At 46.4% G+C, this 26,315-nt stretch carries 25 protein-coding genes; 10 read left to right on the top strand and 15 right to left on the bottom strand.

Annotated elements, in window-relative coordinates; translation table 11 throughout:
• Window positions 1-188 precede the first annotated feature (188 nt).
• Complete coding sequence (locus K5Q92_RS12850) at window positions 189-404, top strand: transposase (RefSeq protein WP_220769396.1); 216 nt, start codon at window positions 189-191, stop codon at window positions 402-404.
• Between the two features lie 145 nt (window positions 405-549).
• Here the strand turns inward: K5Q92_RS12850 and K5Q92_RS12845 are convergent, their stop codons facing one another.
• The 5 genes from K5Q92_RS12845 to K5Q92_RS12825 form a co-directional block, all read right to left on the bottom strand.
• On the bottom strand, window positions 550-1,917 hold the full coding sequence (locus K5Q92_RS12845; RefSeq protein WP_220769395.1) for a hypothetical protein: 1,368 nt from the start codon (window positions 1,915-1,917) through the stop codon (window positions 550-552).
• Between the two features lie 210 nt (window positions 1,918-2,127).
• On the bottom strand, window positions 2,128-3,675 hold the full coding sequence (locus K5Q92_RS12840; RefSeq protein ID WP_308443589.1) for a VCBS repeat-containing protein: 1,548 nt from the start codon (window positions 3,673-3,675) through the stop codon (window positions 2,128-2,130).
• 102 nt (window positions 3,676-3,777) lie between these two features.
• On the bottom strand, window positions 3,778-4,230 hold the full coding sequence (locus tag K5Q92_RS12835) for a GtrA family protein (RefSeq protein ID WP_220769394.1): 453 nt from the start codon (window positions 4,228-4,230) through the stop codon (window positions 3,778-3,780).
• Window positions 4,215-5,684: a glycosyltransferase family 39 protein gene (locus tag K5Q92_RS12830; RefSeq protein ID WP_220769393.1), complete on the bottom strand. Its 1,470-nt coding sequence runs from the start codon at window positions 5,682-5,684 to the stop codon at window positions 4,215-4,217. Before K5Q92_RS12830 ends, K5Q92_RS12835 begins: the two co-directional genes overlap by 16 nt.
• Window positions 5,684-6,721, bottom strand: a complete 1,038-nt coding sequence (locus K5Q92_RS12825; RefSeq protein ID WP_220769392.1) for a glycosyltransferase family 2 protein — start codon at window positions 6,719-6,721, stop codon at window positions 5,684-5,686. Before K5Q92_RS12825 ends, K5Q92_RS12830 begins: the two co-directional genes overlap by 1 nt.
• A gap of 130 nt (window positions 6,722-6,851) precedes the next feature.
• On the opposite strand from K5Q92_RS12825, the gene K5Q92_RS12820 reads away from it, so the two are divergent.
• Together K5Q92_RS12820 and K5Q92_RS12815 are read left to right on the top strand one after the other, a co-directional pair.
• On the top strand, window positions 6,852-7,541 hold the full coding sequence (locus K5Q92_RS12820) for a response regulator transcription factor (protein WP_220769391.1): 690 nt from the start codon (window positions 6,852-6,854) through the stop codon (window positions 7,539-7,541).
• The gene (locus K5Q92_RS12815) at window positions 7,535-8,884 is read left to right on the top strand and encodes a HAMP domain-containing sensor histidine kinase (protein WP_259649569.1); all 1,350 of its coding nucleotides are present in this window, start codon (window positions 7,535-7,537) and stop codon (window positions 8,882-8,884) included. Before K5Q92_RS12820 ends, K5Q92_RS12815 begins: the two co-directional genes overlap by 7 nt.
• A 40-nt stretch (window positions 8,885-8,924) precedes the next feature.
• Here the strand turns inward: K5Q92_RS12815 and K5Q92_RS12810 are convergent, their stop codons facing one another.
• A complete protein-coding gene (locus K5Q92_RS12810; RefSeq protein ID WP_220769390.1) occupies window positions 8,925-9,506 on the bottom strand; it encodes a triacylglycerol lipase in 582 nt (193 codons plus the stop codon).
• 237 nt (window positions 9,507-9,743) lie between these two features.
• Here K5Q92_RS12810 and K5Q92_RS12805 point away from each other — a divergent pair, with 237 nt between their 5' ends.
• The 6 genes from K5Q92_RS12805 (at window position 9,744) to K5Q92_RS12780 (ending at window position 18,627) form a co-directional block, all read left to right on the top strand.
• On the top strand, window positions 9,744-10,859 hold the full coding sequence (locus tag K5Q92_RS12805) for an efflux RND transporter periplasmic adaptor subunit (RefSeq protein WP_220769389.1): 1,116 nt from the start codon (window positions 9,744-9,746) through the stop codon (window positions 10,857-10,859).
• Window positions 10,859-13,990, top strand: coding sequence for an efflux RND transporter permease subunit (locus tag K5Q92_RS12800; RefSeq protein WP_220769388.1), 3,132 nt, complete (start codon window positions 10,859-10,861; stop codon window positions 13,988-13,990). Before K5Q92_RS12805 ends, K5Q92_RS12800 begins: the two co-directional genes overlap by 1 nt.
• A 213-nt stretch (window positions 13,991-14,203) precedes the next feature.
• Window positions 14,204-15,241, top strand: coding sequence for a class I SAM-dependent rRNA methyltransferase (locus K5Q92_RS12795; RefSeq protein WP_220769387.1), 1,038 nt, complete (start codon window positions 14,204-14,206; stop codon window positions 15,239-15,241).
• A gap of 396 nt (window positions 15,242-15,637) precedes the next feature.
• The gene (locus K5Q92_RS12790; protein WP_220769386.1) at window positions 15,638-16,807 is read left to right on the top strand and encodes an MFS transporter; all 1,170 of its coding nucleotides are present in this window, start codon (window positions 15,638-15,640) and stop codon (window positions 16,805-16,807) included.
• A gap of 191 nt (window positions 16,808-16,998) precedes the next feature.
• Complete coding sequence (gene rlmC, locus K5Q92_RS12785) at window positions 16,999-18,135, top strand: 23S rRNA (uracil(747)-C(5))-methyltransferase RlmC (RefSeq protein WP_220769385.1); 1,137 nt, start codon at window positions 16,999-17,001, stop codon at window positions 18,133-18,135.
• A gap of 282 nt (window positions 18,136-18,417) precedes the next feature.
• Entirely contained in the window at window positions 18,418-18,627 is a 210-nt protein-coding gene (locus K5Q92_RS12780; RefSeq protein WP_012278778.1) for a molybdopterin-binding protein, read from the top strand.
• A gap of 97 nt (window positions 18,628-18,724) precedes the next feature.
• On the opposite strand, the gene K5Q92_RS12775 is transcribed toward K5Q92_RS12780, so the two are convergent.
• The 8 genes from K5Q92_RS12775 to K5Q92_RS12740 form a co-directional block, all read right to left on the bottom strand.
• Window positions 18,725-19,048, bottom strand: a complete 324-nt coding sequence (locus tag K5Q92_RS12775; protein WP_220769384.1) for a hypothetical protein — start codon at window positions 19,046-19,048, stop codon at window positions 18,725-18,727.
• A 121-nt stretch (window positions 19,049-19,169) separates the two neighbouring features.
• Window positions 19,170-19,703, bottom strand: a complete 534-nt coding sequence (locus tag K5Q92_RS12770; protein WP_220769383.1) for a NifB/NifX family molybdenum-iron cluster-binding protein — start codon at window positions 19,701-19,703, stop codon at window positions 19,170-19,172.
• The gene (locus K5Q92_RS12765) at window positions 19,700-19,996 is read right to left on the bottom strand and encodes a DUF134 domain-containing protein (RefSeq protein ID WP_220769382.1); all 297 of its coding nucleotides are present in this window, start codon (window positions 19,994-19,996) and stop codon (window positions 19,700-19,702) included. The genes K5Q92_RS12770 and K5Q92_RS12765 overlap by 4 nt, the downstream gene beginning before the upstream one ends.
• 269 nt (window positions 19,997-20,265) lie before the next feature.
• A complete protein-coding gene (locus K5Q92_RS12760) occupies window positions 20,266-20,859 on the bottom strand; it encodes an ATP-binding cassette domain-containing protein (RefSeq protein ID WP_220769381.1) in 594 nt (197 codons plus the stop codon).
• Entirely contained in the window at window positions 20,843-21,550 is a 708-nt protein-coding gene (locus tag K5Q92_RS12755; RefSeq protein ID WP_220769380.1) for an ATP-binding cassette domain-containing protein, read from the bottom strand. Before K5Q92_RS12755 ends, K5Q92_RS12760 begins: the two co-directional genes overlap by 17 nt.
• Window positions 21,544-22,374 (bottom strand): ABC transporter permease, encoded by an 831-nt coding sequence (locus tag K5Q92_RS12750; RefSeq protein ID WP_220769379.1) that lies wholly within the window; start codon window positions 22,372-22,374, stop codon window positions 21,544-21,546. The genes K5Q92_RS12755 and K5Q92_RS12750 overlap by 7 nt, the downstream gene beginning before the upstream one ends.
• Window positions 22,367-23,344 (bottom strand): ABC transporter permease, encoded by a 978-nt coding sequence (locus K5Q92_RS12745; RefSeq protein WP_220769378.1) that lies wholly within the window; start codon window positions 23,342-23,344, stop codon window positions 22,367-22,369. Before K5Q92_RS12745 ends, K5Q92_RS12750 begins: the two co-directional genes overlap by 8 nt.
• Window positions 23,341-24,867, bottom strand: coding sequence for an ABC transporter substrate-binding protein (locus K5Q92_RS12740; RefSeq protein ID WP_220769377.1), 1,527 nt, complete (start codon window positions 24,865-24,867; stop codon window positions 23,341-23,343). Before K5Q92_RS12740 ends, K5Q92_RS12745 begins: the two co-directional genes overlap by 4 nt.
• A 185-nt stretch (window positions 24,868-25,052) precedes the next feature.
• Here K5Q92_RS12740 and nikR point away from each other — a divergent pair, with 185 nt between their 5' ends.
• On the top strand, window positions 25,053-25,463 hold the full coding sequence (nikR, locus tag K5Q92_RS12735; RefSeq protein WP_220769376.1) for a nickel-responsive transcriptional regulator NikR: 411 nt from the start codon (window positions 25,053-25,055) through the stop codon (window positions 25,461-25,463).
• 14 nt (window positions 25,464-25,477) lie between these two features.
• Here the strand turns inward: nikR and K5Q92_RS12730 are convergent, their stop codons facing one another.
• Window positions 25,478-26,278, bottom strand: coding sequence for a helix-turn-helix transcriptional regulator (locus K5Q92_RS12730; RefSeq protein ID WP_220769375.1), 801 nt, complete (start codon window positions 26,276-26,278; stop codon window positions 25,478-25,480).
• Between the last annotated feature and the right edge of the window lie 37 nt (window positions 26,279-26,315).

Genomic DNA, 26,315 nt, shown 5'->3' with positions numbered 1-26,315 from the left:
GAGTTAACTTGGCACACCTTAAGCATACTCATTATTGAGTATTCTCTGGCTAAAAAAAATAATTAATAACAATGCTCAGCGAATAACGACAGGAGCAAGCTAAAACGCTTTGTCGATGGAATTCCGTCACCACACTCAAAGACGTAACAAACCACTGATGTCTAAACATTAGAATGAGAGAAAATACGATGGATGCTATCAACCTTAACCTCAAAGTAATTAACGAAGTCAAAAATAACGGCCGTTTATTATCGGACGTTGCCAAAGACTATGGCCTATCGACTAAAACCGTTTACCAGATTGTTCAGGAAAGTGAGCAAAGAACCAGTCAAGGTTCGCTGCCAATTCTGAAACAGACTAAGCAGCTAAGTTTACGTATTAAACAGCTGCTCAGTCGTCGCTAGATTTAACAGGCTGTACCCTGTTAAGCAGAGGCGGGAAACACAACTTTCGCCTCAACGAAATCAAAAATTAACGCGCTAACTCTATATAAATAAAATACGCTTAATGTGAATTTCGCCTCTGCACCCCATCTTGATTCAACACTGACTACTGGAAAGTGGTTAGTCGGTAACCTAGTGGCTCGGTATCGTCTGGGTTCAACACCATGGTGTAGTTACCGGCTTGATTGAACTGTACGAGATCTGACTGATATAGAAGAGTTAAGGTATCGTTTTCATCTTTAAATACCACGCTTATCTCATAGTCATCCGACGGCAAACTAATGCTACTCAGCTCAGTAAACTCAACCCCTGTTAACTTATATTCTGCCGACTCAATAGTCTCGCTCGAGCGCACAAAATAGATCATCAGTTCCTCAAACTCCGGAACAAGATTGGCCAAGCTGATCTGATGCTCAAATGCTCTTGGCCGATGATCGTGGGTGATGGTCATGCCCTTTGCTTCACCTAACTCATCCTCATAAACCACAATGGTTTTACTCTCATCTTGGTTAAAGGTGATCAATAGGTTATTGGCTAATACTTGGTTGCTTGCACTGTTAGTAATAGTAACGCCATAGTCGTTATAGCCTATATCTTTAAACTCAGTGAGTTGATTCTGCTTCAGCTCGTATAGGTACTGGGACTCCTGATTACTGACAAGCTCAGCATCGATCGTGTCGGTATTATTGAGTCCATTAAAAACACGATACTCTGCATTGGCATCAATATTGACATAGGGATCAGGCGTGCCAGAAGAGTCCACATTATCGATTATGATCTTAGGCATCCCAGGACCAAAGCTATTGCGAATAATGAACTTGTATACCGTATTATCGGTCAGTTCCAGTACGGAGGTGGTAAACGCAGGTTCGGCTTTGCCACTTTCGGTGAGATACAGTACATACTCACCAGTATCGAATATCAGACCATCGCTGTGACCTTTATAGCTAATGGCGTCCAGCATGATCGCCGAACTAAACCCTTCCCCCTGTTTGCCCAAATAGAGGTCAAAACTAGGCTCGCCCATCGCGGCATGGGCGATTAACACCTGCATCTTGTTATAGTCGCCACTTTCATCACTATTGAGTTCATCCATCTCGCTGCGGCTGTAGACGATATCGACTAACTCAGGCTCACTATAATCACCCACTAACATAAAAAGATGGTTATCAGCATCCCTCAGCTCTATCGTCGATTGATAGATATTCAGCTCTTCGCCTTGGGCATCGAAACCTGTGATCTCAAGTTCGGTCATTCCCGTCCCATACTCATACCTAGGTAAGGAATCGGCAAAGCTCACCGATGAGTATGCATATGCATCTAGTACCAGCGCAGTCGAGGTGCTGTTTGGCGATCCATTGTAATATTGGATATAGCTACCGCTGCTGGTTGATCCGCTGTCATCTGAGCTGCAAGCGACAGCCGTCGCCATTACTACTGATAAACCGATATAACGCCATGGTGTTTGTTTCATCTATCTTCCTTAATTAAATCGCAATATGTGCACCTCTTATGACCTAAGGTTTGCGTCAAGAACTGTCAGATAGTGAAATAAACAGCAAGTATATGAATAGCTTTGTAAATTAGTGTGAACTTAAGAAAGCCTCACTTTAAGCATGCTGACTTCAATAAAAAAGCGACCCTATTCGGGTCGCTTATCACTTATCTAAGCTGAGGGCTGAGGCTAGCTCGCTAATAGCACTATGAATTGCCTAGAGAGTTTTTTATCGTCTTGACGACCATACTTGATCAGCAAATCCTCTCGCCCATCACCATTGAGATCATCGCTGATCAGCATCTTGCCATCCACAGGCAGCTTCAAGCGATGCTTCTCGGGAGCGGAACCAAATAGGCGCTTGCCCGTTTGACCCAAATAGATCTTTAGCGTCGACTCATCTTCCGACAGTAAGAGATCCTTAAGGCCGTCGCCATTCAGATCCGCAAGCTTGACCACAGGTGTGCCCGCTTGCCCCGAACTGAAGCTAAAGCTTAACTCAACTTCTTTGGTCACATTGGAGTCATCACTAAATCGACCGCTAGAGTCCATCTTAAACAGATGCACATCTTGATCGATACTGCCCGATAGTAACGCGCCGATAATTTGCGATACCCCAATATCAAACCCCGCCACCATCACTTCATCCCGCTCATCGCTATCGATATCGATAAACTCCAAGCCAGTGAGTGTCCCTTCGGCTTTAATCACACTGCTCGCCGTCTTGGGAAAAACCAAGGTGCCTTTCTGACTCTCACCAAGGTAGATCTCATAATCATTTACTCTGTCGAAAACACCACTGCTTTTGGTGTAGCGGATCACCATATCGGTCACGCCATCGGCATTAAGATCTTTAAGCTGCTCCACCTTTCGATAAACCAACTCACTCTGATCTAACTGCTCACCGTAGGCATCGCGCTTGTTCCACCAATCGATACCACTGATAGGCTGGCGTACCGAAATGTATTCGGCAACCGGATCGAAGTCTTTAGTCTGGGTCTGCTTATAAACTTCCAACTCTCCCTCACCAATCTTAACGATATCCGTCAAGCCATCGAGGTTAACATCACTGATATAGAGCTTAGATTGAGTATAAGTAGCCCCATCGTCAAATAGACGAGACTGCGGCTTTATCGGCAGAGTCTGTCGCTCAAAGCCTTGCTCTTTAGCTAAAAAAAGGTGCAACTGATTAAAATCATGGATCAAAATATCGTCTAAGAGATCACCGTTGAGATCCTGAATAAACTCACCACGACTGATGAAGTCTGGCCGCTCTTTAAAAGATAGTGAACTAATCTTGGCCACCGTTTCAATATATAGTTCAGAGCTATTCTCTTTACTCACTAGAAGCTTTAGCTCATCTTGGGATAAGAAGTACAACTGTTGCAATTTGCCGGGCACAAACGCTGTGATGTCAAAACTATGTAGCTCTTGGGGGAGCACTCGCTTCATTGTGAGTTGATATCGCCCCTTTTCAATCCCATAGATAGCCATCCAGCGCTGACTCAAACCATCGACACCGAATACCACTAACTCTTTACCCGCTTCAGGCAGCAGATCGGCAGCGATGATGGGATGAGTTAGCTCAAAAGGGGCATCGATTGCCATTTCAGTAAAGCTTAACGATGGCTCGGAGGCCGCTAAAGCGGATAGTGGTAATGTCGACGCAGCCAGCAGAGAAGAAACGCCGCCTCCAATTAAAAGCGATCTCATATTGAAGAACTTCATGTTAACCATTACCTCATCCATAAATACTATAGAGAGTGAAACTAGCGGTTTTCTAGCCGGAGTAAAACCACTAGTTAACAGTTTGTAACATAAGCCTGAGTATTTTGAGCATTATTCAAGAGCAACGGCTCGATATATCCAACGATTGGCACCAAACCAGTTAATAATGAGCCCAGCTAATATGCCTAAGCTAAAACTGATTAAAGCATTCAGTGGTCCACTGATTAATGCCGTGGAGCATAGATAAAATACCGATAGATTGACCAATGCTGCGAGAGTTGAAACTGCCACAGACATCAATAACTGCCTAGCCTTGGGGACTTGCTTGCGCTCACCAAAGGTCCAGTAGCGATTCGCCAACCAAGAAACAATAAGCGCACAGACAAAAGCACTACAACGGGCTAGCATTAAAGACAGCTCAAACCCAATCTGCAACCCATAAAACAGCGCAGCATCAAACACAAATACCGCGCCGCCAACCGCCAAGAAGCGCAAAGCTTGTCTGTGCTTGAGCCATAAATGCCCCAGCGCCCCCATAGGGGAGGCCGTTAGCTGCGACGACAACGCAGTAGCCCCCGATACTTATTGTGCGCCACTTCACTGCAGTGAGAGAAGCTAGGCTCTTCAAGCTTGCTATTCTCAACCACTAAGTAAAAGTCACTCTTCGAGCCCACCTTGTCTAAAGCATCGATTTTGTCTGCTTGACCAGCACTGTAGAAACGTGCCGAAAATGGCTGCCTCAGCCAGTAGTAGGTCGGTAATGCTTCACTACGCTGTGAGAGTAACCAGCGCTCGCTCTTATCTTTTGCAGGCCCAAAATTCAGCACGACAACGGTGATGAGTAACAAGACTGGAATAGATAAAGCGATAGCATTGAGCCCTGGTAGGCGACTATTGCGCCACGCATAGCCGAGCAACAGCGCTAGGCCTGGAATACCTGGCAAGACATAGGCGGGCAGAATATTGCCCGCGAACGTAAACAGCACCATAGGTGCAAGCATCCAGCATAGAAGATAGCTAGCCAGCCCCTTAGATTGCTCTGCAGCCTGTTTCTCTCCCCTAGCTGCAACGTCTGACGCTGACCTTCTAGTTTCAGTCACTATCTTGTAAATTGCCCTCGGCAGAAAAAGTGACCATGGCATAGCAGCAACAACGAAATACAGCCAGATAGTACCTCTGATCTCGTCATGGGCCGTGCCATAAAGATCCCCTTGCCAGCCACTATCGACAAAGCGCGACCAATGCTCCCCAATAATAAAGTAATGTAAAAAGCCTGGAGTCGCTCGCTCCGCCATCACATACCATGGCAGCGCGATAGCGAGCATCAGCAGAGTGCCCGTCACAAGAGGTGTACGCTGCCATAAGTGTCGCCACATCTTTAATAGACCACTCTTTTGCAAACCATTCTTTTGCAAGCCATTCTTTTGCAAGCCATAGCGCCACAGCAACCAAAGCCCAGTACCAATAGCGAACAGGACTAATGCCACCGGACCTTTCGCCAGCAAGCCGATTGCTAGGCCGCTAAAACCTATATATCCCCAAAGTCTGTCACCTTGCCAACACAGGTAAAAACCGACCATCGCCAGCGTCAGACCCAGTGTTAGCGCCATATCGGTCATCACGGCGCCAGCACTGATAGTAAACACTACGGTAGAGGCAAGAATGATTAACACCGAAATGATTGGGAGTCGTAGACGCTTAGCAAAATATCCCACAACGGCAAGGGTCAACATAGCCGCCAACCAGTGAGGAAAGCGCACCGCAAATTCGTTAGTACCAAATAGCGCCAAAGAGCTCGCGCTCATCCAAGTATGCAAAGGCGGCTTGCCCCAAAACGGCACATTGTAATCAAATAGAGGCGTTACCCAATTTCCCGTCTCTACCATCAGGCGTGCCATCTCACCGTATCTCGCCTCGGTGGTATCCATCAGCGGATACCAAGGCAGGAGTAACAGTCGTGTAAGAACCACCAGCAAGAGCACAGCCACTCCCCTGTGAGTGTCGCGAGTGATCAACATTATTTAGCCCCCAGGTAGCTAACATTATCCTGTTTTGTATTACGAGTCCGAGCCTTCACTTGCGCCAACGACTCTCGATAAGCTACCTCTTCAATCAGGTATAGAGGCCTTTGCTTCACCTCTACAAACACTCGCCCCAGATACTCTCCAATCAGCCCAAGTGCCAACAACTGGATCCCTGCTAGCGCCAACTGCACCACCATTAGTGACGGGTAACCGGCAACGCTACCGCCAAATATCAAAGTCTGAATGACTATCCAACCGCCATAGCCAAAGGCGCACAATGCCGTCAGCACACCACACCAAGTGGCAAGCCTCAGAGGTTTAAAGCTAAAGGAGGTGATGCCATCCATCGCTAAGCCAAACAACTTGCCATAATTCCACTTAGTTTCACCGGTAAAACGAGGATCGCGGTCAAACTCTAAGGTCTTTTGAGAAAATCCCGGCCAACTAAATAACCCTTTCATAAAACGGTTACGCTCAGGCAAGGCCTTAATACTATCGATAACCTGACGGCTCATCAGGCGAAAATCACCGACATTCTCAGGCACTGGCGAGTCTGACATCCAGTTCATCAAACGGTAGAAGCAGCTTGCAGAGAAGCGTTTAAACCAGGTCTCCCCTAACCGTTTTCTGCGCTTCATATTGACGATATCGTAGCCGGCTCTCCACTGAGCCAACATCTCTGGGATCAATTCTGGTGGGTCTTGCAGATCTGCGTCCAGCATGATCACCACTAAGCCTCTGGCGTGGTCAATGCCTGCTGACATCGCCGCCTCTTTACCAAAGTTACGACTTAACTTGATGCACTGATACTCATTATCTACCAGAGGTAACCGGCTCACCTGCTGCCAAGAATCATCACAACTTCCGTCATCAACAAATACAATTTCACTGCTATCATCAAGCCTTGAAAGCACCGCGGTTAAGCGCTCAATCAAGGGCTTTATCATTTGCGATTCATTGAATAGGGGCACCACAACAGACAGACAAATCTCAGCATGTTCGCGAGTTTGAGAAGATGAGGAATACGGCATGTTTTATCCTGCAAAGGCTAATTTGCCGTTAGCATGCCTAGACTTGAGTGAACGAAATGTCGTTGACATTTTTTCGACAAAAAAAGTGCTAAAATAATCGCCATATACCGAGTTAATCACAGCATGCACAATGACAATTAAACTACTGATTATTGAAGATAACAGCGATGTAGCAGGGATCCTTGGCGACTATTTCGAAGCCAAAGGCATGGAACTGGACTTCGCCGACAATGGTGAGCTTGGTCTTTCGCTCGCGCAGGCTTTCGATTTCGATGCCATTATCCTCGACCTGATGCTGCCTAAACTTGATGGCTTAAGCCTATGTAAGGCGCTGCGTTCCCTTGGTTGCAGCACCCCCATCTTAATGCTGACCGCGCTAGATAATAAAAGCGACCTACTTAGCGGGTTTGATTGTGGTGCAGATGATTATCTCGGTAAACCTTTCGATCTCGATGTCGTCGATGCCCGAGTACAAGCACTCGTAAAACGACATCGTGGCCAAGTGGCTCAAGGAGTCCTGAGGTTTGGCGATATCGAAATCAATATCGCCAAACACCAAGCATCAAGACAGAATATGCAACTTGCACTGACACCTATCACCTATCAGATCTTGCTGCTATTAATGAAAAATGCCCCCAATGTGGTTAAACGCGAACAGATCATCGATGAGATCTGGGGGATGTCGCCGCCAAGTAGCGATATTTTACGCAGCCATATGTATCAGCTACGCAATCAACTCGATAAACCCTTTAAGCAACCTATGTTAGCAACAGTTCCTAAAATCGGCTTTAGGCTACAGCTGGGAGAAGAGACGTGTTAAAGCGCTTGCTCAACCGCGTACCATCGGCATCCAAATTACCGCAAAAACTGCTGATCTATTTCAGCAGCATAGCCTTAATGATAGGCCTGACTCTCTATATCTCTATGCTAAGTCTAATGCAGTGGATTGAAGATGAAGTTAACCAACATGAACTTGAGTCCAGCGCCCCCTTCGCTATCAGTCTATTTCAACAAGGTGCAAAACAGCCTTTACAGATAGGCCTGCATGTTCAAGCCTTTTACGGCCATGATCTTATTCCCGAGAAATATGGCGACTTAAGCCAATTTCCAAACGGTTTTTCGGGGGAGGTTGTCGATCGTGATGAATCAGGTTGGCTACATGAAGTCATTAATTTTAAGCTATTTGAGAATGATAATTTCAGCGAAAAGAAAGAGATCTTCTTATATCGTAGTGACTTTCTTCTCGATGGCGAAATGCAGCCTCTATATCTCATCATGCCATCAGAAAACGTGGAGCTAAGCGATAGTGAATGGCAACGGATCAACCTATTTGTACTCAGCTTTATTGGTTTACTATTTCTGCTATTTGGCTTCGCGATTCACAAGCTAAGCCGCAGATTAGTCGAGCCTGTAGAGCAGCTATGCAAGCAACTAAAGTCCCCACTAGCACACAAAACCTTTAGTGTGCCGTCCCAATCGGCAGGCGAATTTAGTGAACTAGCCAATAGCCTCAATGATTATCGCCAACAAAATGAGCTGATGATTAAGCAAGAGCAGGCATTTGCCCGCTATGCCAGCCATGAGTTACGCACCCCAATCACGGTAATAAGCGGAGCTGCAAAGCTACAAGAGCAAAATGCCACCCCCGCATTTCAAGCGCGCCAGCGTGACCGTATTATGCGAGCCGCCCATGATATGCAGCATACAGTCGATGCCCTGTTAGGCTTAGTGAAACAAGAGAAAGGCACAGAAAACCAGAAGTTCAGAACATTAGAAAAAAACGAAGTGGAGCAGATTATCGCGCCCCTTTCACACTTGGCCAACTCAAAGCAGATTGCACTCGAGTTAGACTTTAGAGAGCCGCCACAGCTCAAGCCCAGTCCTGCAGTGCTACGAATGCTACTGACTAATTTGATTAGCAATGCTATCAATGCCAGCGACTCCGGCAAAATATCCATTAGCATAGATAAAAGTGCAATAGAGATCACCGATACTGGCCGCGGGCTCAATTCATCAGAAAACGATACTAATAATGGCCATGGGCTTGGCCTTCTCATCGTCGATAGCCTGTGTCAACGTTACCAGTGGCAATTTAGCCTAGAAGATATTGCACCAACTGGCTGTCGGGCGCGGCTGAGTTTCCCAGAGGCTGAAGCGCACTAAGCTTTTCCCACTCCAACAAACAGAGGAGCCAAGCTGTAGCTTATGGCGCTTCCACAATATTATGACAGATGGCTTTTGCAATGCGGCGGCTAAAAATGACCGACAGATGCAGAATAATCACAAACCTCTGATTCTCGGCTATGTGCCAGAACGAGCTAGAGCTAGGTACAATCGTAAAATCGATGGGTGTCCAATAAGAGTAGAGTTTTATTCCCTCTAATACGGTTTCAGACTCAGCAAGCTCAACAAGTAAGTCACTGTTAGGCCTTAGCTGTCTAATGCCTTTTGACGGATAAGGCAGATAGGCTAAATAACTGCCGTTATGGGGAGTCGACAGACAGAAGAATTGACTCACTCGTCTAGCCCCATCTAGCGACTGTAAGTAATAACGGCCGATAATACCGCCCATACTAAAGCCAACCAGTACTATCTTTTCATCACAACCGAAAGCGCTGTCGATCTGCAGACGTAAATTTTCGGCAGCATGTTCTATACCATAGCGACCATCAAAGGGGCTAATCGTTGGGGCAAAACATTCGTGGCCCGCTTGCTGTAGTCGCTTTTGCAGCAAGCGCATCACGTGACCCGTATTAAAAATTCCATGCACTAACACCACTTTCACGTTTTAGCTCCTCGACTAGACTCAAAATGAAACTCAAAAGCTACGTTTATAATTTTTTAAACCCTAATCATTCTCAATTCTACATTAGTTTCACAAATACCTAGTTATCCTCCAGACAGCAACTAACACATCCGTTATACAACGATAAAAACGGTTAACCGACTCGTAATCAGGTAGTTAAAAATGAAAAATCATTGCAGTACGAACGGAAATCAACAACTAACAAACCGAATAGTGATGCAAAAAGTACTGCCTGTTTTATTTATCCTCACTGCAGTATTGCTCTCTTTCGTTATTCAGGCTACAGCACCAATCCCTGCAGTAAAGCCTAATACCGAGCAAACAATTAAAGTCAATACGATGCAAATCGATGAACAGGTATTTACCCCAAGCTATCGAGCATACGGCACGGTCTTAGCCAAAAATACATTAACCCTCACCGCTCAGGTTGATGGGCAGCTCACCTACCTTGCAAATAATGTTATTGAAGGCGGGAGGCTCAATATCGGTGATCAGATTTTTAAACAAGACCAGTCAGATTTGCAGGCCATACTATTACAACGACAAGCAGAAGTTGAAATCGCAGCTGCCCAGCTAACATTAGAATCAGGCGAGCAGCGTATGGCAGAAAAAGACTACCAAATGATGCTTAAAGATTTCAATGAAAGTGAGTGGCAATTAGATTTGGCTTTGCTGTTGCGAAGACCTCAATTGAGTCAGGCTAAAGCTCAGCTGACTATTGCTCAGAACGCGCTTAATACAGCTCAGAGGGCTCTCAATCGCAGCGAGTGGATTAGTGATAAAAACTATTTCGTTGAATCAAAACAAGCTTCGCAGGGAGACTACTTAGCTAAAGGTGATGTAATCGCAAAATTGGTTGAAGTGAATCAGCTTAGAGTGCCAATTTACCTGCCAAGAGAGCTGGCCTCTGGTGTAACAGTCGGCCAAAGCGTGTCTCTCTATCAACCTGATACTAAACGTACCATCAGCGCCTATGTTAGCCATATTTTTCCAATGCTAGATAACAAAATACAACTGCAAAAAGTATTTACAGAATATAGTTTGTCCGATAGTGAAGTTGCTCCGCTCATTATCGGGGACTTTGTAGAAGCCCTGTTTGAGTTTGCCCCAATTGACAACACGCTTAGGGTGCCTCTGTCTGCCATTGATAACGATCATATCTGGGTGGTCAGTGCCAACAACACTCTCTTAAAAAGACAGGTAACCCTATTATCTAAGGATAAAACAAGCGCAGTGATCCTTAATGTTGTCGCTAATGGCGAGCAAATTATAACCAACAGAATGCATTCACCTCAGGTTAATCAAAATGTAGAACTTGTGGGAGCCCTGTAATGAAGACGTTTACCTCCCCTACTAATGCTCGAATAAAATCAAACTCGATTTTCAACCAGCTTATTGCCTGGATGATCGATAATCCTATTGCGGTCAATTTACTTACCCTTGCCATTGTGGTGTCGGGTTTCTATTCCTTTGGAAGCATAAAACAGGAAACCTCACCATCATTCAAAGTCGATGAAATAGCAATTAGTGCCAGTTTTCCCGGTGCCACACCCAAAGAGATTGAACAAGGCATAATAATGCCTATAGAACACCGTCTTGCAGAAAATACTAATATAGATCGGCTAGCTGCCACTGCCGCCGAGGGCTCGGCAGAGGTAGTTATCACCCTCAACGATGGGGTCGATGCTAATAGTGTTCTTGCAGATATAAAAAACGATCTCGATTCAATTAACAGCTTTCCTGCGAGTATGGAGCCACTACAAGTTTCCTTAGTTGAGGAGCTGGACTCATTAATCGAGTTCGGACTTTATGGTAACTTACCCGAAACCGAACTAAGGCAAGAGGCAACACGCCTAAAAACGGCACTGTTAAATCAGTTTGATGTCGCAAAAATTAAATTGTTTGGGGTAAGAGAAACCGAAGTAATTATAGAAATAACCCAGGCTAAACTATATCAATATCAACTGACTTTACCGCAAGTAACCGAGAAAATTGCCGCAGAAGTGACCGATATATCAGCTGGCAGCATCAGTACCAATGCCGGTGATATTCTTATCCGTACCTTAGGGCGAAAAGATCAAATTGATCAGTTTCGTCATATCAATATACAGTCCCTACCTGATGGCGGTGAGATCACATTAGGGCAAATCGCCAATATCAGCTATGGATTTTCTCATCAAACAGTGCCTTTTTGGGTCAATAGCCAACCGGGGATCATGCTGGTTATCTACCAGAGTGAAACCGCCAAACCTATTGAACTGAGTGCGCAAATACAAGAATTTGTAACACAATATCAAACTTCACTGCCAACTGGAGCCGAGATCACAGTCCTTGATGATCAAGCACAATCCTTTCAAACACGCATTGATCTGCTTTTAAATAACGGATTAATCGGCATGTTGCTGGTGATTATTGCCCTGTCTTTGTTTTTAGATACGCGCTTGTCCTTTTGGGTTTGTATGGGGATCCCTATCGCCATCATAGGCTCCTTCGCAGTTATGCCCGTGCTTAGCATCCCACTTAACATGATCACCCTATTTGCCTTTATTATTACCTTAGGGATCCTGGTTGATGACGCTGTGATCGTAGCCGAAAACATCTATCAAAAAGTTAAGCAGGGTGACGCTATCGATACAGCGCTAAAACAAGGTGCCACCGAGATGGCCGTGCCCGTGTGTTTTTCTGTTATCACGAACATCATAGCCTTTGTGCCGCTGCTTTTTGTCCCGGGGGAGTTAGGTGTGATGTATAAACCAATGGCATTACTGATATTCGCCATTTTCTCTGTATCCTTAATCGAGGCCTTGTTTATCTTACCTTACCATCTCAAGCATCTGGATAAACCACAAAAGCCCGGACGTTTGGGGCGTATACAGGTAAAAAGCTTCCATGGGTTTGAATCGCTGCGGGACAAGCATTATAAAAAACTACTCACAATCAGCTTGCACAATCCGTGGAGTGTACTCGCTATTTTTATCTCGCTAACCTTAGTGATCTTTAGTTGGGTTAACTCTGGCCGGGTGGACTCAGGCTTTGTTCCTAAAGTTGAATCCCAACGCATCGATGCCGAAGTCGAGTTCCCCGCTGGCACTGCACTTAAGGATAAACAGGCAATTATGGAGCAGATCGAAGCGGCTGGTATTCGTGCTTTCGCTCGATTGGGCCAGAGTGATAGCTATAAACACATAATGGTGGAAATTGAAGCCAGCGCAGCATCAACGACATTCCAAATTGTTGAAGATCATAAGCGCAACTATACCGCCAGAGAATTTGTTGATGTCTGGCGCAGTGAAATAGGCTCACTGGCTGGTGTTAAATCTCTGTTCTTTGACTATGAGGTTGGCCCAGGTGGTGGTAAAGAATTATCCATAGAGCTCGCTGCCAATGACAGTGATATATTAAAACAAGCCACATTTGAACTGATGAAAAAACTGCGGCAAATTGAAGGCGTGACCGACTTAGACAGTAGCCTGAGCGACGCCTTGCTTGAATATACCTTAACCCTTACCCCTAGGGGCAGCATGATGGGCTTTGACAGTGACAGCCTTGGTGAGCTGGTTCGCAATAGTTTTTATGGTCAGGAAATAAAAAGACAGATTCAAAATGGCGAGGAACTGAAGATCCGCGTAATGCGCCACCGCAATGAGCAGTTTAAAGCCAACAGCTTAGGCGAACTACTCATCGTCTCCCCAACCGGGGAGCAAGTATTACTCAAACAAATTGCCGATATTAAGCCTATTTTATCAACAACCCAAATAGATAGAACCGATGGCATCGAGCAAGTTGAAGTGAGCGCCAGCTTTATTCGCAGCAAGGCAAATGTAGCGCTGATCACTAGCCAAATTGCTGACGAAATATTACCCGCTTTAATGGAAAAATATCCAGATATAGATGCTGAGTTAGGCGGCGGAGCCCGCACAGAGAGAAAAGTAAATTCTCAGCTAATGACAGGCATCATACTCGCCTTATTTATGGTGTTTTCATTCTTGGCGATCTATTTCAAAAGCAGCCTAGACGCACTATTAATACTAAGCGTTATCCCTCTGTGTTTAGGGGCAGCCATGCTTGGGCACATCATATTAAATCAAAGCTTTAGTGTGATGAGCCTGTTTGGCATGATCGCTTTATCGGGTTTAGTGTTAAACGGCGCGTTTGTCCTTCTAATAGAGATAAAGCAAGGTTTACGCAGCGGAGTCGATATTGAAACCGCAATTATGAACAGCAGCTTAAGCCGTTTCAGGCCTGTGGTCATCACCGCGATGACTACCACTGTTGGGCTGACACCTATGCTATTTGAAACATCAACCCAAGCCCAATATCTTATTCCAATGGTGATAAGTCTAAGCTTTGGTACGCTTTTCTCCATAGCCACCATTTTACTGTTTGCCCCAACACTATTTCTTATTTCTGAGCACTGGCACGATAAAGCGAGGTTAAACACAAAGGCGGCATTATTAGTCTAAAGCGAAACCTGTATATTGTCCTCCAAGTAGTATTCCTTTCGCACTTTTGCGGGCATACCATTAAAGATATACGGAATCCCATGGTATCTACTTTTTTAATCTATAAGGAGTTCAATAGAATGCCATAATGACTGATTCAGGGTATTTATTGGTGCATTTTTGCTATCATTAGCGCCGTCACCTCTGACACTATTTCAAATGAGCCTAATATTTATGTCGATCACAACATCGGACCCAGCAGCTATACCTCTTTCTCAAGCATTGACCCAAGCCATTGCTAAACGTGCTGCATTTCTAAAGCAAGCAGAGACACAAGATACCGATTGTTACCGCGTATTTCACGGTACCGTAGAAGGTTGTAATGGACTCAATATCGATCGTTACGGCAATGCTTGGCTCATCCAAACCTTCCACCAATCGCTGAGCGATGATGAACTAACCTATGTGACAGAGCAACTGACTCAACTCGCCGATCTTCCCGTGATCTACAACGATCGCTCTGACAAGAACTCTCGAGTATTAAACCGCTTACCAGAAGATCTACAGAGCTTCGCCACGAGCGAACAGCAGATGCAAGAAAATGGCATCCAGTTTACCAGTAAGTTACGCCATGAAGGCCAAGATCCGCTGCTATTTCTAGATATGCGTGTCGGCCGTGAATATGTTGCCGCCAACAGCGCAGACAAGAGCGTATTAAACCTCTTCTCCTACACCTGTGGCATAGGTACCGCTGCGGCTGTCGGTGGTGCTAAGCGTGTCGTCAACGTCGACTTCTCCTCATTTGCCCTAGCGGCGGGTCGTAAGAATGCGGCGTTAAACCAAGCTGAAGATGTCTGTGAATTTATCCAAAGTGATGCCTTTCCAGCCTTAAGACAGTTGGCAGGCCTCAAAGTCGGTGGTCGTCGCAATCAAAAGCTTCCCTCCTACCCAAAGCTTAGTGCTACTCAATTTGACTTGGTCTTTCTAGACCCACCGAGATACGCCAAGAGCCCTTTTGGCATCGTTGATCTAATCAATGACTATCAGAGCCTATTTAAGCCAGCACTACTGACCACTAAATCCGGTGGCACAATTGTCTGCTGTAACAATGTCGCCAAAGTCGATCGCAATGCCTGGTTTGACAGTTTAGTGCGCTGCGTTGAGAAACAGGGGCGCTCTGTCACGCAAGCGACTTGGTTAGACTGCCATAACGATTTCCCATCATTTGATGGTAATCACCCACTAAAGATTGTGGCGCTGCAATTAAGCTAATCAGCTTCAGACAGTGGATTAGAAATCTGCTGCGATAAAATACTTCAAACAGTAAAAAGGCGGCCATCAAACCCGCCTTTTTAACCATCTATTAACCATCTAACACTCAAAGCAGCATAAAGAACAGTTACAAGCCGCCAAAAACCTAAATCCCTTGCGAAAAAATAACTTACAATCTTATATCAAGCCCAGCATAAAACCCCGCATCAATTAAGCAAGTGCGAATAAAAGTTTAACGAATAAAAATCAGTCACATAGAAGCAAATAAATCTAAAAAATGTTTTTTTATTTCTTAGTACATAAATTAAACTTTACTTTCCATATTAAAAGCATAAAATCCGCCTCCTCAAAACCAACATTTAAACTTTTAAAAGTATCAATCTATAGGAGATAAAGGTGGACATTTCTGCCTGCAAACCACACAAAAACAGTACATTCGTACCTGTTGCTGGTTTATCGTTTTTTGCTATCGCATCAGGCTTTCTAATGAGTCTTATTCCATTGTCACTAGCATCATTTGGCATGGATAACTCGTTGGTTGCATGGTTAGCTAGCATCTTCTATCTAGGTATCTTAGTTGGTACAACCTGCATTCAAACAATCGTGGCTAAAATTGGCCACAGAATCTCACTGATGCTTTTTCTTGCCATGTTGACCCTGACAATCGTCGCGATGCTGGCTATACCGACTGCATCAGTCTGGCTCGCCGCCCGTTTTCTTGCCGGCTTTGCCGTTGCGGGTGTCTTTGTGGTCGTTGAGTCTTGGCTACTGATGGCTGATAGCGCAAAGCAAAGAGCTAAGCGCTTAGGCCTATACATGACATCCCTCTACGGTGGTACTGCACTGGGTCAGCTGGCGATTGGGCCATTAGGTATTAATGGTGTCACCCCCTTCCTCTGGGTTATTGGCTTACTTATGCTAGCGATCTTGCCACCACTTTTAATTAAAAGAGGCCAGCCAGAAAGTCTCGAGCATGAGAAGATCAGTTTACGTGAAGTGAGAAAGATCAGCTTACCGGCGGTGATCGGCTGCTTAGTCTCAGGACTGTTGCTAGGCCCTATTTATGGCCTAATGCCGAGCTATATCAATGGTCAGTTTGCCAGCACCGAACGTACCGCATTTTTAATGGCTGTGATTATCTTAGGTGGTATGTTAGTACAACCTTTAGTGAGCTATCTATCGACGAGAGTCAGTAAAAGCCTGTTGATGGCGCTATTTTGCCTACTCGGTACTATCGGTATCGTTGGTATTGCCGATGGCACCTCCATTGCGATAATTACCGTAAGTTACTTCTTACTCGGCGCGAGCTGCTTTGCGCTCTACCCTATTGCTATCTCACTGGCCTGTGAGACGATGGCATTGGAGAAGATCGTTGCCGCGACAGAGCTAATGCTACTGAGCTACAGTGTTGGATCTGTATTTGGGCCAGTCATTGCAGAGCACAGCAGTACCTCGGCGCATTCGCTGATTACTTATCTCGCTGTAGTATTGCTGACGACATCGATTTATATGTTGATTAAGAGTCTGCAAAACACACGCAGTGGCCACACACCAGCAATCGGTTAACCGCCATTTAGTGTTATACAAAGAGCGCAGCGTAAGCTGCGCTTTTGCTTTCGGCTCAACAGCAAAAAATAACACTGACTTCTTTCTCACAAAGGGCGATTTTTGAGTAAAAAAACACTAAAATAGTGCACTTCAGGCTAGTAAAAGTAGTCACCAATATTATCGTTCCAACGCTTTAGAGTACCCAATTAGTGAAATGTGCCCACTTTGATCAGCAGCAGTGTCTTTCTTGCCGCCATATAAACCAACCCATGCCAGAACAAGTTGCAGCTAAGTCGCAAGTACTAAGCCAGCTACTGAGCGACTTCGAGGTTGAACAGTGGCACCAGCCTGTGTTTGGTCCTGATAGTGGTTTTCGTAATAAGGCTAAAATGGTAGTGCTTGGCGCGGCACATCAACCCATCTTAGGCATTGTTACCCCAACGGGCGAGCCCGTCAGCCTATGTGACTGCAACTTATATCCTGCTGATATGCAACAGCTACTGCACCGACTAGAGCTATTTGTGCGCCAAGCAGGTATACCGCCTTATAATGTCGATAAAGTCAAAGGCGAGCTTAAGTTCATCTTACTCACCCGTAGTCAGATCAAGGGTGAATACCTACTACGGTTTGTGCTCAGATCTCACAAATCTATCGAGCGTATAGAGCGAGAACTACCAAAGCTATTAAGGGAATACCCACAGATTAAAGTGGTATCGGTAAATATTCAGCCGGTACATATGGCCATTCTCGAAGGGGAAGAGGAGCTTTTCCTCACCGAACAGACGCGCTTATCAGAACAGTTTAACGATGTGCCTCTGTTCATTCGACCAAAGAGCTTCTTTCAGACTCACCCAGAGATCGCCGCCAAGCTCTATCAAACGGCTCGGGAGTGGGTGGCAGAGCTTAAACCCGATACGCTTTGGGATCTATTCTGCGGCGTCGGTGGTTTCGGTCTGCACTGTGCATCGAAACATAGCGCATTAACCGGGATCGAGATCTCGGCTGAAGCTATCACTTGCGCCAAGCTATCGGCAGAAGCAATGGGCTTAACGCAAGTTAGCTTTACCGCGCTGGACTCTACTGGCTTTGCTCAAGGCTGTGATGCCAAAGATAAGCCCGATGTGGTCATCGTCAACCCACCGAGACGTGGCATTGGTGAAAGCTTGTGTCAGTCACTGTCTGCATTCGCCCCTAAAGCCATCCTATACTCAAGCTGTAATCCACACACTTTGGCCAAAGATTTAGCCACTATTCAAGGCTACCGAGTTCAGAAAGTGCAACTATTCGACATGTTCCCCCATACAGACCATTTCGAAGTCTTGGTCCTGCTGCTTAAAGACGCTTGATCGCCGCAATGCTTCCCAACATCAAGGCTTAATCCTAAGCCTTGATGTACTTACTAAGTCATTCTTCATTCTATTTCCTCTCTTACACAACATAAGGGCTAGCTAAAACAGGCTAGGAAATAATCATTAAAAATTAACTAGATACGATCTAGTTCTCAAAAAAAAAGATTTGGGATAAGCAAATGCGACTAGATTCAAGTAAATGCGACATATTGTCCGTAATCAATATCTATCTGGCAATAAGATCTTTATAATAAAGCCTTTATTATTAAGGATATACTTATGAAAATCAGCGCACGCAACACACTAAACGGTACTATCAAATCAATCGACGAAGGTTCTGTTAACAACGAAGTTGTTATCGAACTAGCACCGGGTGTTGAAATCACTTCAGTTGTGACTAAGAAATCTTGTGAGCAACTAGGTCTAGTTGTTGGTGGTCAAGCATATGCGATCATCAAGGCAAGCAACGTAATGGTTGCTGTAGACTAAGCAAGCGACCCAAGGGTTACTGTAAGCTACTGTTTACTAAAAAAGCCGCAAGCACCTTGGTGTTTGCGGCTTTTTTATTTCAATTATCTGTGACTAGCTAGGCTCCTATCAAGGAGATGACGGCGCCAATAATAATCAAAGACACTCCCGTCAAAATCGTATATTTCACCCGTATAGCCCGCTTATATGCCAACAAGCCTTGATACTGAATATCGATATTCTCGCAGTTTTCAAATTCGCGGCCCAGCGTCCAAATAAACAGCGTAGTGCGATCGAAAGAGGAGACAAATGAACCTTGGGACCCAAGTAGACGCTCCCAGAGTGCCCTATCATGTTGTTTTAGTACGCGGTTCAGTTCCGGCAAGCCCATAAAGGCCAAACCCACAAATAGAATGATAAACCCCATAACCAATACAGCCATCTCGCCCTCCTGGTTAAAAAACACCCACACCAGTTACTAACATCGGATATTTCCGTCAAGATGTAAAGTCGCCAAGGGCTAAAGCAATCAATTAGTAAGTTTAATACCTAAGCTGCTTATATTATTTAATAATTCTAAAACCAGCGTATTGCACCCCAGCTTGCTGAGGCGATGGTATCTTAAGCAGCCTTGGATCTAAGCTATTAGTCGGTGCGGTTTTTCCGCTACAACCACAGCCACCTGATGAACCACCGCTACAGCCGCAACCACCCGATGAACCTCCACAACAACCGCCCTTCTTCTCATGATTCAATGAGGCTCGCCCTTGGGAGGCATCCAGCAAACGGTGATTTAGATCTTTCGCCCTAGAGATAAGCTCTGGCAGCGCTAAAGCATTATCCGCCTGGCTCACACTCATTCCCGCATCCAGTAACTTGCCTAACATGCGCTCTCCTATATGCTGCACCACCACAATATCTGCTTTGTGATCGATGATAAGGTTTAGCATCGCCTTTTTAGCGCTGCAGCCACCGCCCACCGCTGGGTTCTCAAAACGTGCGATTAATTGCAGTTGTTCATCGTAAAAAGCTATCTCTGGCGCTTTGGTAAAGTGAGTCGCCAAACGGTCTCGACTCATAGGAATAGCAATAATCATGGTAAATCCTTCTTAGGGTTCTGAGGGAGTAAAAGCGCCTTTCCTTGAGTGACTGCTGTTGCCACTTTTTTGCGTGCACTCGCCAACAGATAACCAAAGGTTTGCCGAGAGATCCCCATTGATGCCGCGGCATCGAGCTGACTCAGCTTTTGAACATCTCCTAGGTTGAGTGCCTCAAATTCATCAGCTTCTAACTGAATTTTCTCAAGCTCACTCGATGGAATGCCATTGGGTTTAAATAAGCTACATGGTACACAGCTACTTAGGTGGCGGCATTTCTTAGGTCTAGACATAACAAACTGCCCTCTGACAATCTTGTTGGAATTAATTCATTGGATTGAATTGGCTGCACTTCTACCTTGTTACGCAGTTATTGGCGTAGGCCAATAACTGCTATTATTGGTGATATTTTGCGAGCAAACTGAGGTGAGAATCACACTCAAAAATATTCACCGTGCCTAAATAACTGTTAGTTAAAAAAGCGCCGACTACATAAGTGCCAGCCAAAGTTGTAAGCGTATTGCTCGGTAATGCTAACGATTAGGAAGGAATGTGAACTTAATTAAGCCTGCGGCCAGTTAATTACCCGCTGACAGATAGCCTTGAGCAGATACTCATCATGGGAGATCACTAACAAGCCTATATTGCGGCGATTCGCACAAGCTAGCAGCTGTTGCCAAAATTCGGCTTGGGTCACCATATCCAGATGTGCAGTTACTTCATCACAGATCAAATACTCAGTGGTCGGCACCAGCGCACGGATCAAATTAAAGCGCTGCAGCTGGCCGCCAGATAACTGACTTGGTCGCCTCGCTAACCAAGATGCCTGTAAACCATATTCCTGCAACATAGGCAGATAACCATCGCCTTTCCAGCTCTCATTTAACGAGGCCGCTAATGTCAGTCGAGGGTTAAAGGCGAACTCACTCTGCTGGATAAGCCACTGCACAGGGTTGGCTTGATTAACTTGCTTTGCAGGCAGTTCAAGCAGCTCGACATCGGCAGTAACCATTCCCGCAAGCACACTCGCTAACGATGACTTCCCGACACCGCTAGGACCTGAGATCCCCACAACCTCACCATGCTGCAAACTGAGATCGGGAAACTGAATGCTTTGATTATGCCGCCGAAGACTGCCATTACGCAGCATTAGCATTTATTACCCCCCAATGCTCCGGTAACGCAGCCCAAAGACTTTGTGTATAGCTGTCGCAGGCACCGCTACGAATATTGGCACTGGTGGTGATCTCAACCAGCTTACCGTCACGCAACACCAAGATGCGGTCTGCCACAGTAAGCAGCTGCCTTAAATTATGACTTATCACCATCACTGCCACATTCTCACTACGAGCCAAATAAGCCAGATGCTGATAGATGGATTCTGCTGCCTGACTATCTAAGCCACAACATGGCTCATCGGCAATCATGATCTCACTCGCCTGCCAACAGGCCTGTGCCAGTAATGCTCGTTTAGCCATGCCACCCGACAGCTGATGACGATAACAACGGGTAATATCAGCCGCCAGTGGAAAAGGCCTCTTGCGTTTAGCACCCTTAGGCACTCGACTCAAGGCATAGCTTAATTGCGATGAAATGCGCCTTAAAGGATCGAGTACCGAAGCAGACTGCGCCGCCAATACTCGCCTATCACCACAGCTATGGAGCACCTGACCGCTTAAGCTAAAGCCACTCGGTACCTGACCGAGTAATGCTTGTGCCAATAGACTCTTGCCACTGCCACTGGCTCCAACCACTGCGAATACTTCGCCCTTCGCAATCGAGAAACTTAAGGGGGATAACAGACTGATATCGTTCGATTGAATACTGAGTTTATCGACACTCAACATGACACGACTCCTTTTAGATGGGTCTGCGGCCCCTGACGCAGCGCCACCAACAACTGCTGAGCAATATAAGACATCAGCAGTAAGCAGATAAGCAGTAACAGCCCGGGGCACACACCTAGCCACCAATGTCCGGTAAGTACATATTGGCTCGCTTGAGCCAGCAGGGCCCCCATAGAGGGGCTATCAGGATTTAAGCCAAACCCTAAAAAAGTGAGAGCCGCCATATGGGTTAAGGCATGGGGAAACAGGAGTAACCCACCAACCCACCACTGAGGCAAAATATGCGGCAACATATGGGTTTTAAGCCGTTGCCATGGAGAACAGCCAAACTGCTCCGCCAGCCGATAATAGGGGGTCGACTGCACTTGCTGCATCTCAAACCGCAATAACCGCGTAAGCTTAGGCCAGTGGCTCAGTGCGATGGCAATCACTAAGCCCCATTCGGCCCCGCCAAAGGCCAAAGAAAGCAGGATCAGTAGCAGCAGGTGAGGCAGTGACATAAACAGATCCACCAGCAAGTCCACCAGCCAACGGCAGCATGGATGCAACATGGCGAACATCGCCATCGTCAGCGCTAACACACTACTCATCAGCACCGCGAGCCCCCCCACATAGATGCTCTGTGCCAGCGCTTGTATGCTGCGGCTAAACAGATCTCGCCCTAACCAGTCGGTGCCAAACAGATACGCCATTGAGGGAGCTTGATACTTATGCAGCAGGTTGAGCTCTGCCCCCTGAAATGGCCATAAAAAAGCGAACAGCACCAACAGCAATAGACTGGCGGATGCGAAAATAAAGCTTGGCTTACGTAATGTGCTATGCATCTTTCGCCTCGAGCATGAAGCGGCGCGACAGCAAGCTGGCTATCAAGTTACCACCAAAGACGAGTAGCGCCGAGATAAGGGTACAGCCCATCAGCAACCCCATATCACTGGCCAAACCGGCCTTAACGATGCTCGCCCCAACCCCAGGAAAGCTAAACACGCTTTCAGCGATCAGCGAGCCGCCAAACAGCTCGGCAACGGTGGCAAATTGCAGAATAATCGCCGGCAACAGGCTATTACGGATCACATGAAACAGCACCACTTTAGATAGGCCATCACCATGGGCTAATGAGTACTGCACATAATCTGACAGCAATACATCAATCACCTTCTCGCGGGTATGCAGCATGATCGGTGCCATACTCACCGCCGTTAGTGTCACAACCGGCAGTAACAGGTGTTGCAACATGCTAGCTAACGACTGCTCGGTAAACGTCATGCCTATCGGTGCCGCACAGCACACCGGTGTTAGGCTTAGCGCGATAGAGAACAGGCTAATTAACAGCATAGCCAGCCAGAACGATGGCATGCAGACCATTAGCCAAGCGAACTTTTGAATGATGCGATCTAACCAACCGCCACGATAAACAGCCGCAGTTAGTCCCAGCAGGTAACCGAAAACTAACGAGCAGATCCAGCTAAGCGCAATCAGTAGCAGCGAGATCGGCAAGCGCTCGGCAATCACCTTCGATACAGGTTGTTGATAGAGACTAGAGTAGCCTAAGTCCCCCTGCATCAAGCCACCAAGCCAGTGCAGCAAACGCTGACCAACACCTTGATCCAGCGCCAACTGACTCTCTAGTAGGGACTTTTGAGCCTCTGAGACCGCAAAAACATTGCCACCAAGATAGGCATTGATCGGATCCAGTGGCGACCAACTAAGCAGTAGATAGGCGAACACAATAACTAAGATCAGCAGTAGCACCAGTCTTAGGCTAACCTGTAATACCGAATGCGATAGCTTTTTCATCGATCAGGACACTGCCAACGCCACTGCTCAATATTGTTTGCAAGAGGCCAACCATGCCCATGAGCCTCTATGCCTGGTTCACTAAGATCTAAGCATTCATTAGCCGCATAGAGATGCTGTAAGTTAACTAACCAAGTCCAGGGGCGATCTGCCGCGATCAAGGTTTGCGCCTGCTGCCAGAATGGCAATGACTCAGACCATGATGCCGCGGCCTGCGCATTGTCTAGCGCCTTATCGACCTGCGGGTTGCTATAGTAGCCGGAATTGAAATAACCTTTGCCACGACTGGCACTGTGATAAACCGCCCTCACTTCCGTGGCACTATGACTACCAAAGCCTAGCAGCACTGGCTGACTATGCATCTGCAGATAGATCGCCTCCCAGCTTTTGCCTACGGGCTTAATCTCTATGCCTAATGGCTTAACCATCTGCGCGACGGCCAATGCCAGCTGTTGGCGAACCGTATCACCCGCTAAATAATAGAGCGTCATGCTAGCCACAGTGTCCCCCTTATGGCGTAGCCCAGCTTTAAGCTGCCAGCCATTTTGTTCGAGTAAACGCTTGGCGGCATCAAGATCGGGCTTATTTGACGAGATCTGCTGAGGCCCCCAAGGTAAGCCATCGGCTATCGAATAGGCTGGAGTCGCGAAACCGTCTAATAACTGCTGTACTAAAATCTGGCGTTCAACTGCCATATCAATAGCTTGGCGAATGACAGAATCCGAAGTGACATCATTACCTATGCCGCTACCTTGAACAGGAACCATGGGCCAGGCGATACCGCGGTTATCCACGCTATCTATGCTCCATAGCTTGTAGCCCGGCGGTAATATCTTGGCGTAACGAGGCGCGATAGCAGCAAGATCTAACTGGCCAGAACGCAGTCTTGCATAGCGACTATCTTCATCGCTAAAGGTCACTACTATCTTAGAAAAAGCCGGTTTTTGGCCGTAATAGTATGGATTGGGCTGCATGATAAGCTGCTGATTTCGATCCCAACGCACGAAGGCCAGTGGACCTGAACCGATAGGATTGAGGCCGTAGGCTGCGTTATAACTAGCCTTAGGCACGATAGCGAGGTTGACTAGGTTATCGATAAAGGTGATATCGGCCTGCTTAAGATAGAATCGTAAGCTGTGGTCATCTAAGATCTCAACCCGCTCCAAATTGGTTAAGTCATGTAGCGAGGCGCTGTTCTTCGCGGTATCGAAGCTAAACTTCACATCCGCTGCAGTTAACGCGCTGCCATCACTAAACTTCACCCCATCGCGTAAATCCACTAGCCAGCTCAAGCGATCCTCGCTAAGGCGCCACTGCAGGGCGAGATCACTCACCAGTTCAAGGGCATTATCGCGTTTAATCAGGGTCGATTGAAATAGCGGACGATTGTACTTCCCCCAGCCATAGATAGGATCAAACCCCGTTTCCGGCTCGGCTCCCAAGGCAAGGGTTAACACCCTGTCTGTGTTTGCGAGACTAGCAAAGGGCAAAAGAGAGAGAACTAATAGAATTAACGGCTTCACAATAACATCCACAATCCATTGAGTAATACTATTTTTCGAATCGTAACACTACACCCAATTGTTCAGTAAAACAGCTTATTCCAAAGACTAAATACTGCATCATTGACCTAGATCACTTTTATAAGGGTGCATCTTGTTTACATCTATAAGATACTCAAAGTAATTAAGTTTTTAGGAATTTAGCTATGTCTAACGACACCATTCGCTTCACTGTTTCGATGCCACAATCTCAGTTTGATGAGATAGAACAAGACCTATTGCAGCGAGGCTACCAGTCTCGCTCCGAATACATTCGCGACCTGTTTCGCGATCGTCTCGTCGATAAGCAATGGAACGAGAGTAAGGAGGATGTCGTTGGGGTACTGACACTGATTTTTGATCACCACCAACGGGGCCTGAGTGAGAAACTAATCGATATCCAACATAACCATTTAGTGCATGTAATGTGTAGCACACATGTGCATGTGGATCATCACAACTGCCTAGAGACGATTATCATCAAGGGACAAGCGGCTGAGCTTAATGCCATTGTGAATCGAATCGCCGCATTAAAAGGGGTTAAGGTGGCACGTTTGAGTCGCGCAGGTGTGGTTTAACCTAGCGCAACTGCCTACAGTGCTGCTGAACCCGCCCTAAAGTACTGACTTGGCGTATTACCAAGATGCTGCTTAAAAAAGCTAATAAAGGCACTGTCGCTCGCAAAGCCCAATGAAAATGCCACCCTAGATACGCTACTCCCCTCGGCTAAACGCTCTATTGCGGCCTGCAATCGCCACTGCTGCCGCCAAGCTTGATAGCTCATTCCCGTTTCTTTAGTAAAAATCCGCGAAATCGTCTTCTCACTGGCACCAATCTCAGCCGCCATCAGCTTAAGTTGCTCAGCTTGACGCTGCCCAATCTGCAGCAGATTAAGCCAGCCTTGTAAGCGTTTATCTATAGGTATAGGAAGCGATAGCTTGAGCTCTTCCGCCGAATTAAGCTCCTCGGAAAATAGGGCTATAAGCGCCGCCTGCTGCTGACTCGGCATATCCCATGGCCACATTGCCATTCGCTCAATCAAGGCAGCAAGTAGCGGGTTAACCCCAAGTAACTTCACTGAGTGAGGCAGCTCGGGAAAAGCCTCAATATCAAAATAGATTGAACGGTATGCCACCACATTTCGCATCTTGGCGCAGTGCTCTACGCCAGCAGGGATCCACGCGGCCTTAGTGGGCGGCAGTACACATTGACGTTTGTCCCCCTCCGATTGGCATAAGGTTATCGACATACATCCCCGCGGCGCATACAAAAGCTGTGCTTTTTTATGTTGGTGCATCCCCGAATCATGCTGCCCCACATCGGCAGCGATCCCGACGACAGCGGCAGTGATCTTATCAGCATTAAAGCGCTGGTTATGATCGATAATAGCCATAGCTCACCTTGTCCGATTTCAGATGTTTTTAGTCTTT

The sequence above is a fragment of the Shewanella sp. MBTL60-007 genome (assembly GCF_019654915.1).
GTDB lineage: Bacteria > Pseudomonadota > Gammaproteobacteria > Enterobacterales > Shewanellaceae > Shewanella.
This window is presented reverse-complemented; position numbering and strand designations above follow the sequence as displayed.

Bases quoted from the DNA above. Each gene is read 5' to 3' on its own strand.
- K5Q92_RS12845 (WP_220769395.1), bottom strand. From the start codon at position 1,917: ATGAAACAAACACCATGGCGTTATATCGGTTTATCAGTAGTAATGGCG.
- K5Q92_RS12730 (WP_220769375.1), bottom strand. From the start codon at position 26,278: ATGGCTATTATCGATCATAACCAGCGCTTTAATGCTGATAAGATCACT.
- K5Q92_RS12805 (WP_220769389.1), top strand. From the start codon at position 9,744: ATGCAAAAAGTACTGCCTGTTTTATTTATCCTCACTGCAGTATTGCTC.
- K5Q92_RS12745 (WP_220769378.1), bottom strand. From the start codon at position 23,344: ATGAAAAAGCTATCGCATTCGGTATTACAGGTTAGCCTAAGACTGGTG.
- K5Q92_RS12795 (WP_220769387.1), top strand. From the start codon at position 14,204: ATGTCGATCACAACATCGGACCCAGCAGCTATACCTCTTTCTCAAGCA.
- K5Q92_RS12850 (WP_220769396.1), top strand. From the start codon at position 189: ATGGATGCTATCAACCTTAACCTCAAAGTAATTAACGAAGTCAAAAAT.
- K5Q92_RS12755 (WP_220769380.1), bottom strand. From the start codon at position 21,550: ATGTTGAGTGTCGATAAACTCAGTATTCAATCGAACGATATCAGTCTG.
- K5Q92_RS12800 (WP_220769388.1), top strand. From the start codon at position 10,859: ATGAAGACGTTTACCTCCCCTACTAATGCTCGAATAAAATCAAACTCG.
- K5Q92_RS12770 (WP_220769383.1), bottom strand. From the start codon at position 19,703: ATGATTATTGCTATTCCTATGAGTCGAGACCGTTTGGCGACTCACTTT.
- K5Q92_RS12825 (WP_220769392.1), bottom strand. From the start codon at position 6,721: ATGCCGTATTCCTCATCTTCTCAAACTCGCGAACATGCTGAGATTTGT.
- nikR (WP_220769376.1), top strand. From the start codon at position 25,053: ATGTCTAACGACACCATTCGCTTCACTGTTTCGATGCCACAATCTCAG.
- K5Q92_RS12760 (WP_220769381.1), bottom strand. From the start codon at position 20,859: ATGCTAATGCTGCGTAATGGCAGTCTTCGGCGGCATAATCAAAGCATT.
- K5Q92_RS12750 (WP_220769379.1), bottom strand. From the start codon at position 22,374: ATGCATAGCACATTACGTAAGCCAAGCTTTATTTTCGCATCCGCCAGT.
- K5Q92_RS12780 (WP_012278778.1), top strand. From the start codon at position 18,418: ATGAAAATCAGCGCACGCAACACACTAAACGGTACTATCAAATCAATC.
- K5Q92_RS12820 (WP_220769391.1), top strand. From the start codon at position 6,852: ATGACAATTAAACTACTGATTATTGAAGATAACAGCGATGTAGCAGGG.
- K5Q92_RS12830 (WP_220769393.1), bottom strand. From the start codon at position 5,684: ATGTTGATCACTCGCGACACTCACAGGGGAGTGGCTGTGCTCTTGCTG.
- K5Q92_RS12840 (WP_308443589.1), bottom strand. From the start codon at position 3,675: ATGGTTAACATGAAGTTCTTCAATATGAGATCGCTTTTAATTGGAGGC.
- K5Q92_RS12765 (WP_220769382.1), bottom strand. From the start codon at position 19,996: ATGTCTAGACCTAAGAAATGCCGCCACCTAAGTAGCTGTGTACCATGT.
- K5Q92_RS12775 (WP_220769384.1), bottom strand. From the start codon at position 19,048: ATGGCTGTATTGGTTATGGGGTTTATCATTCTATTTGTGGGTTTGGCC.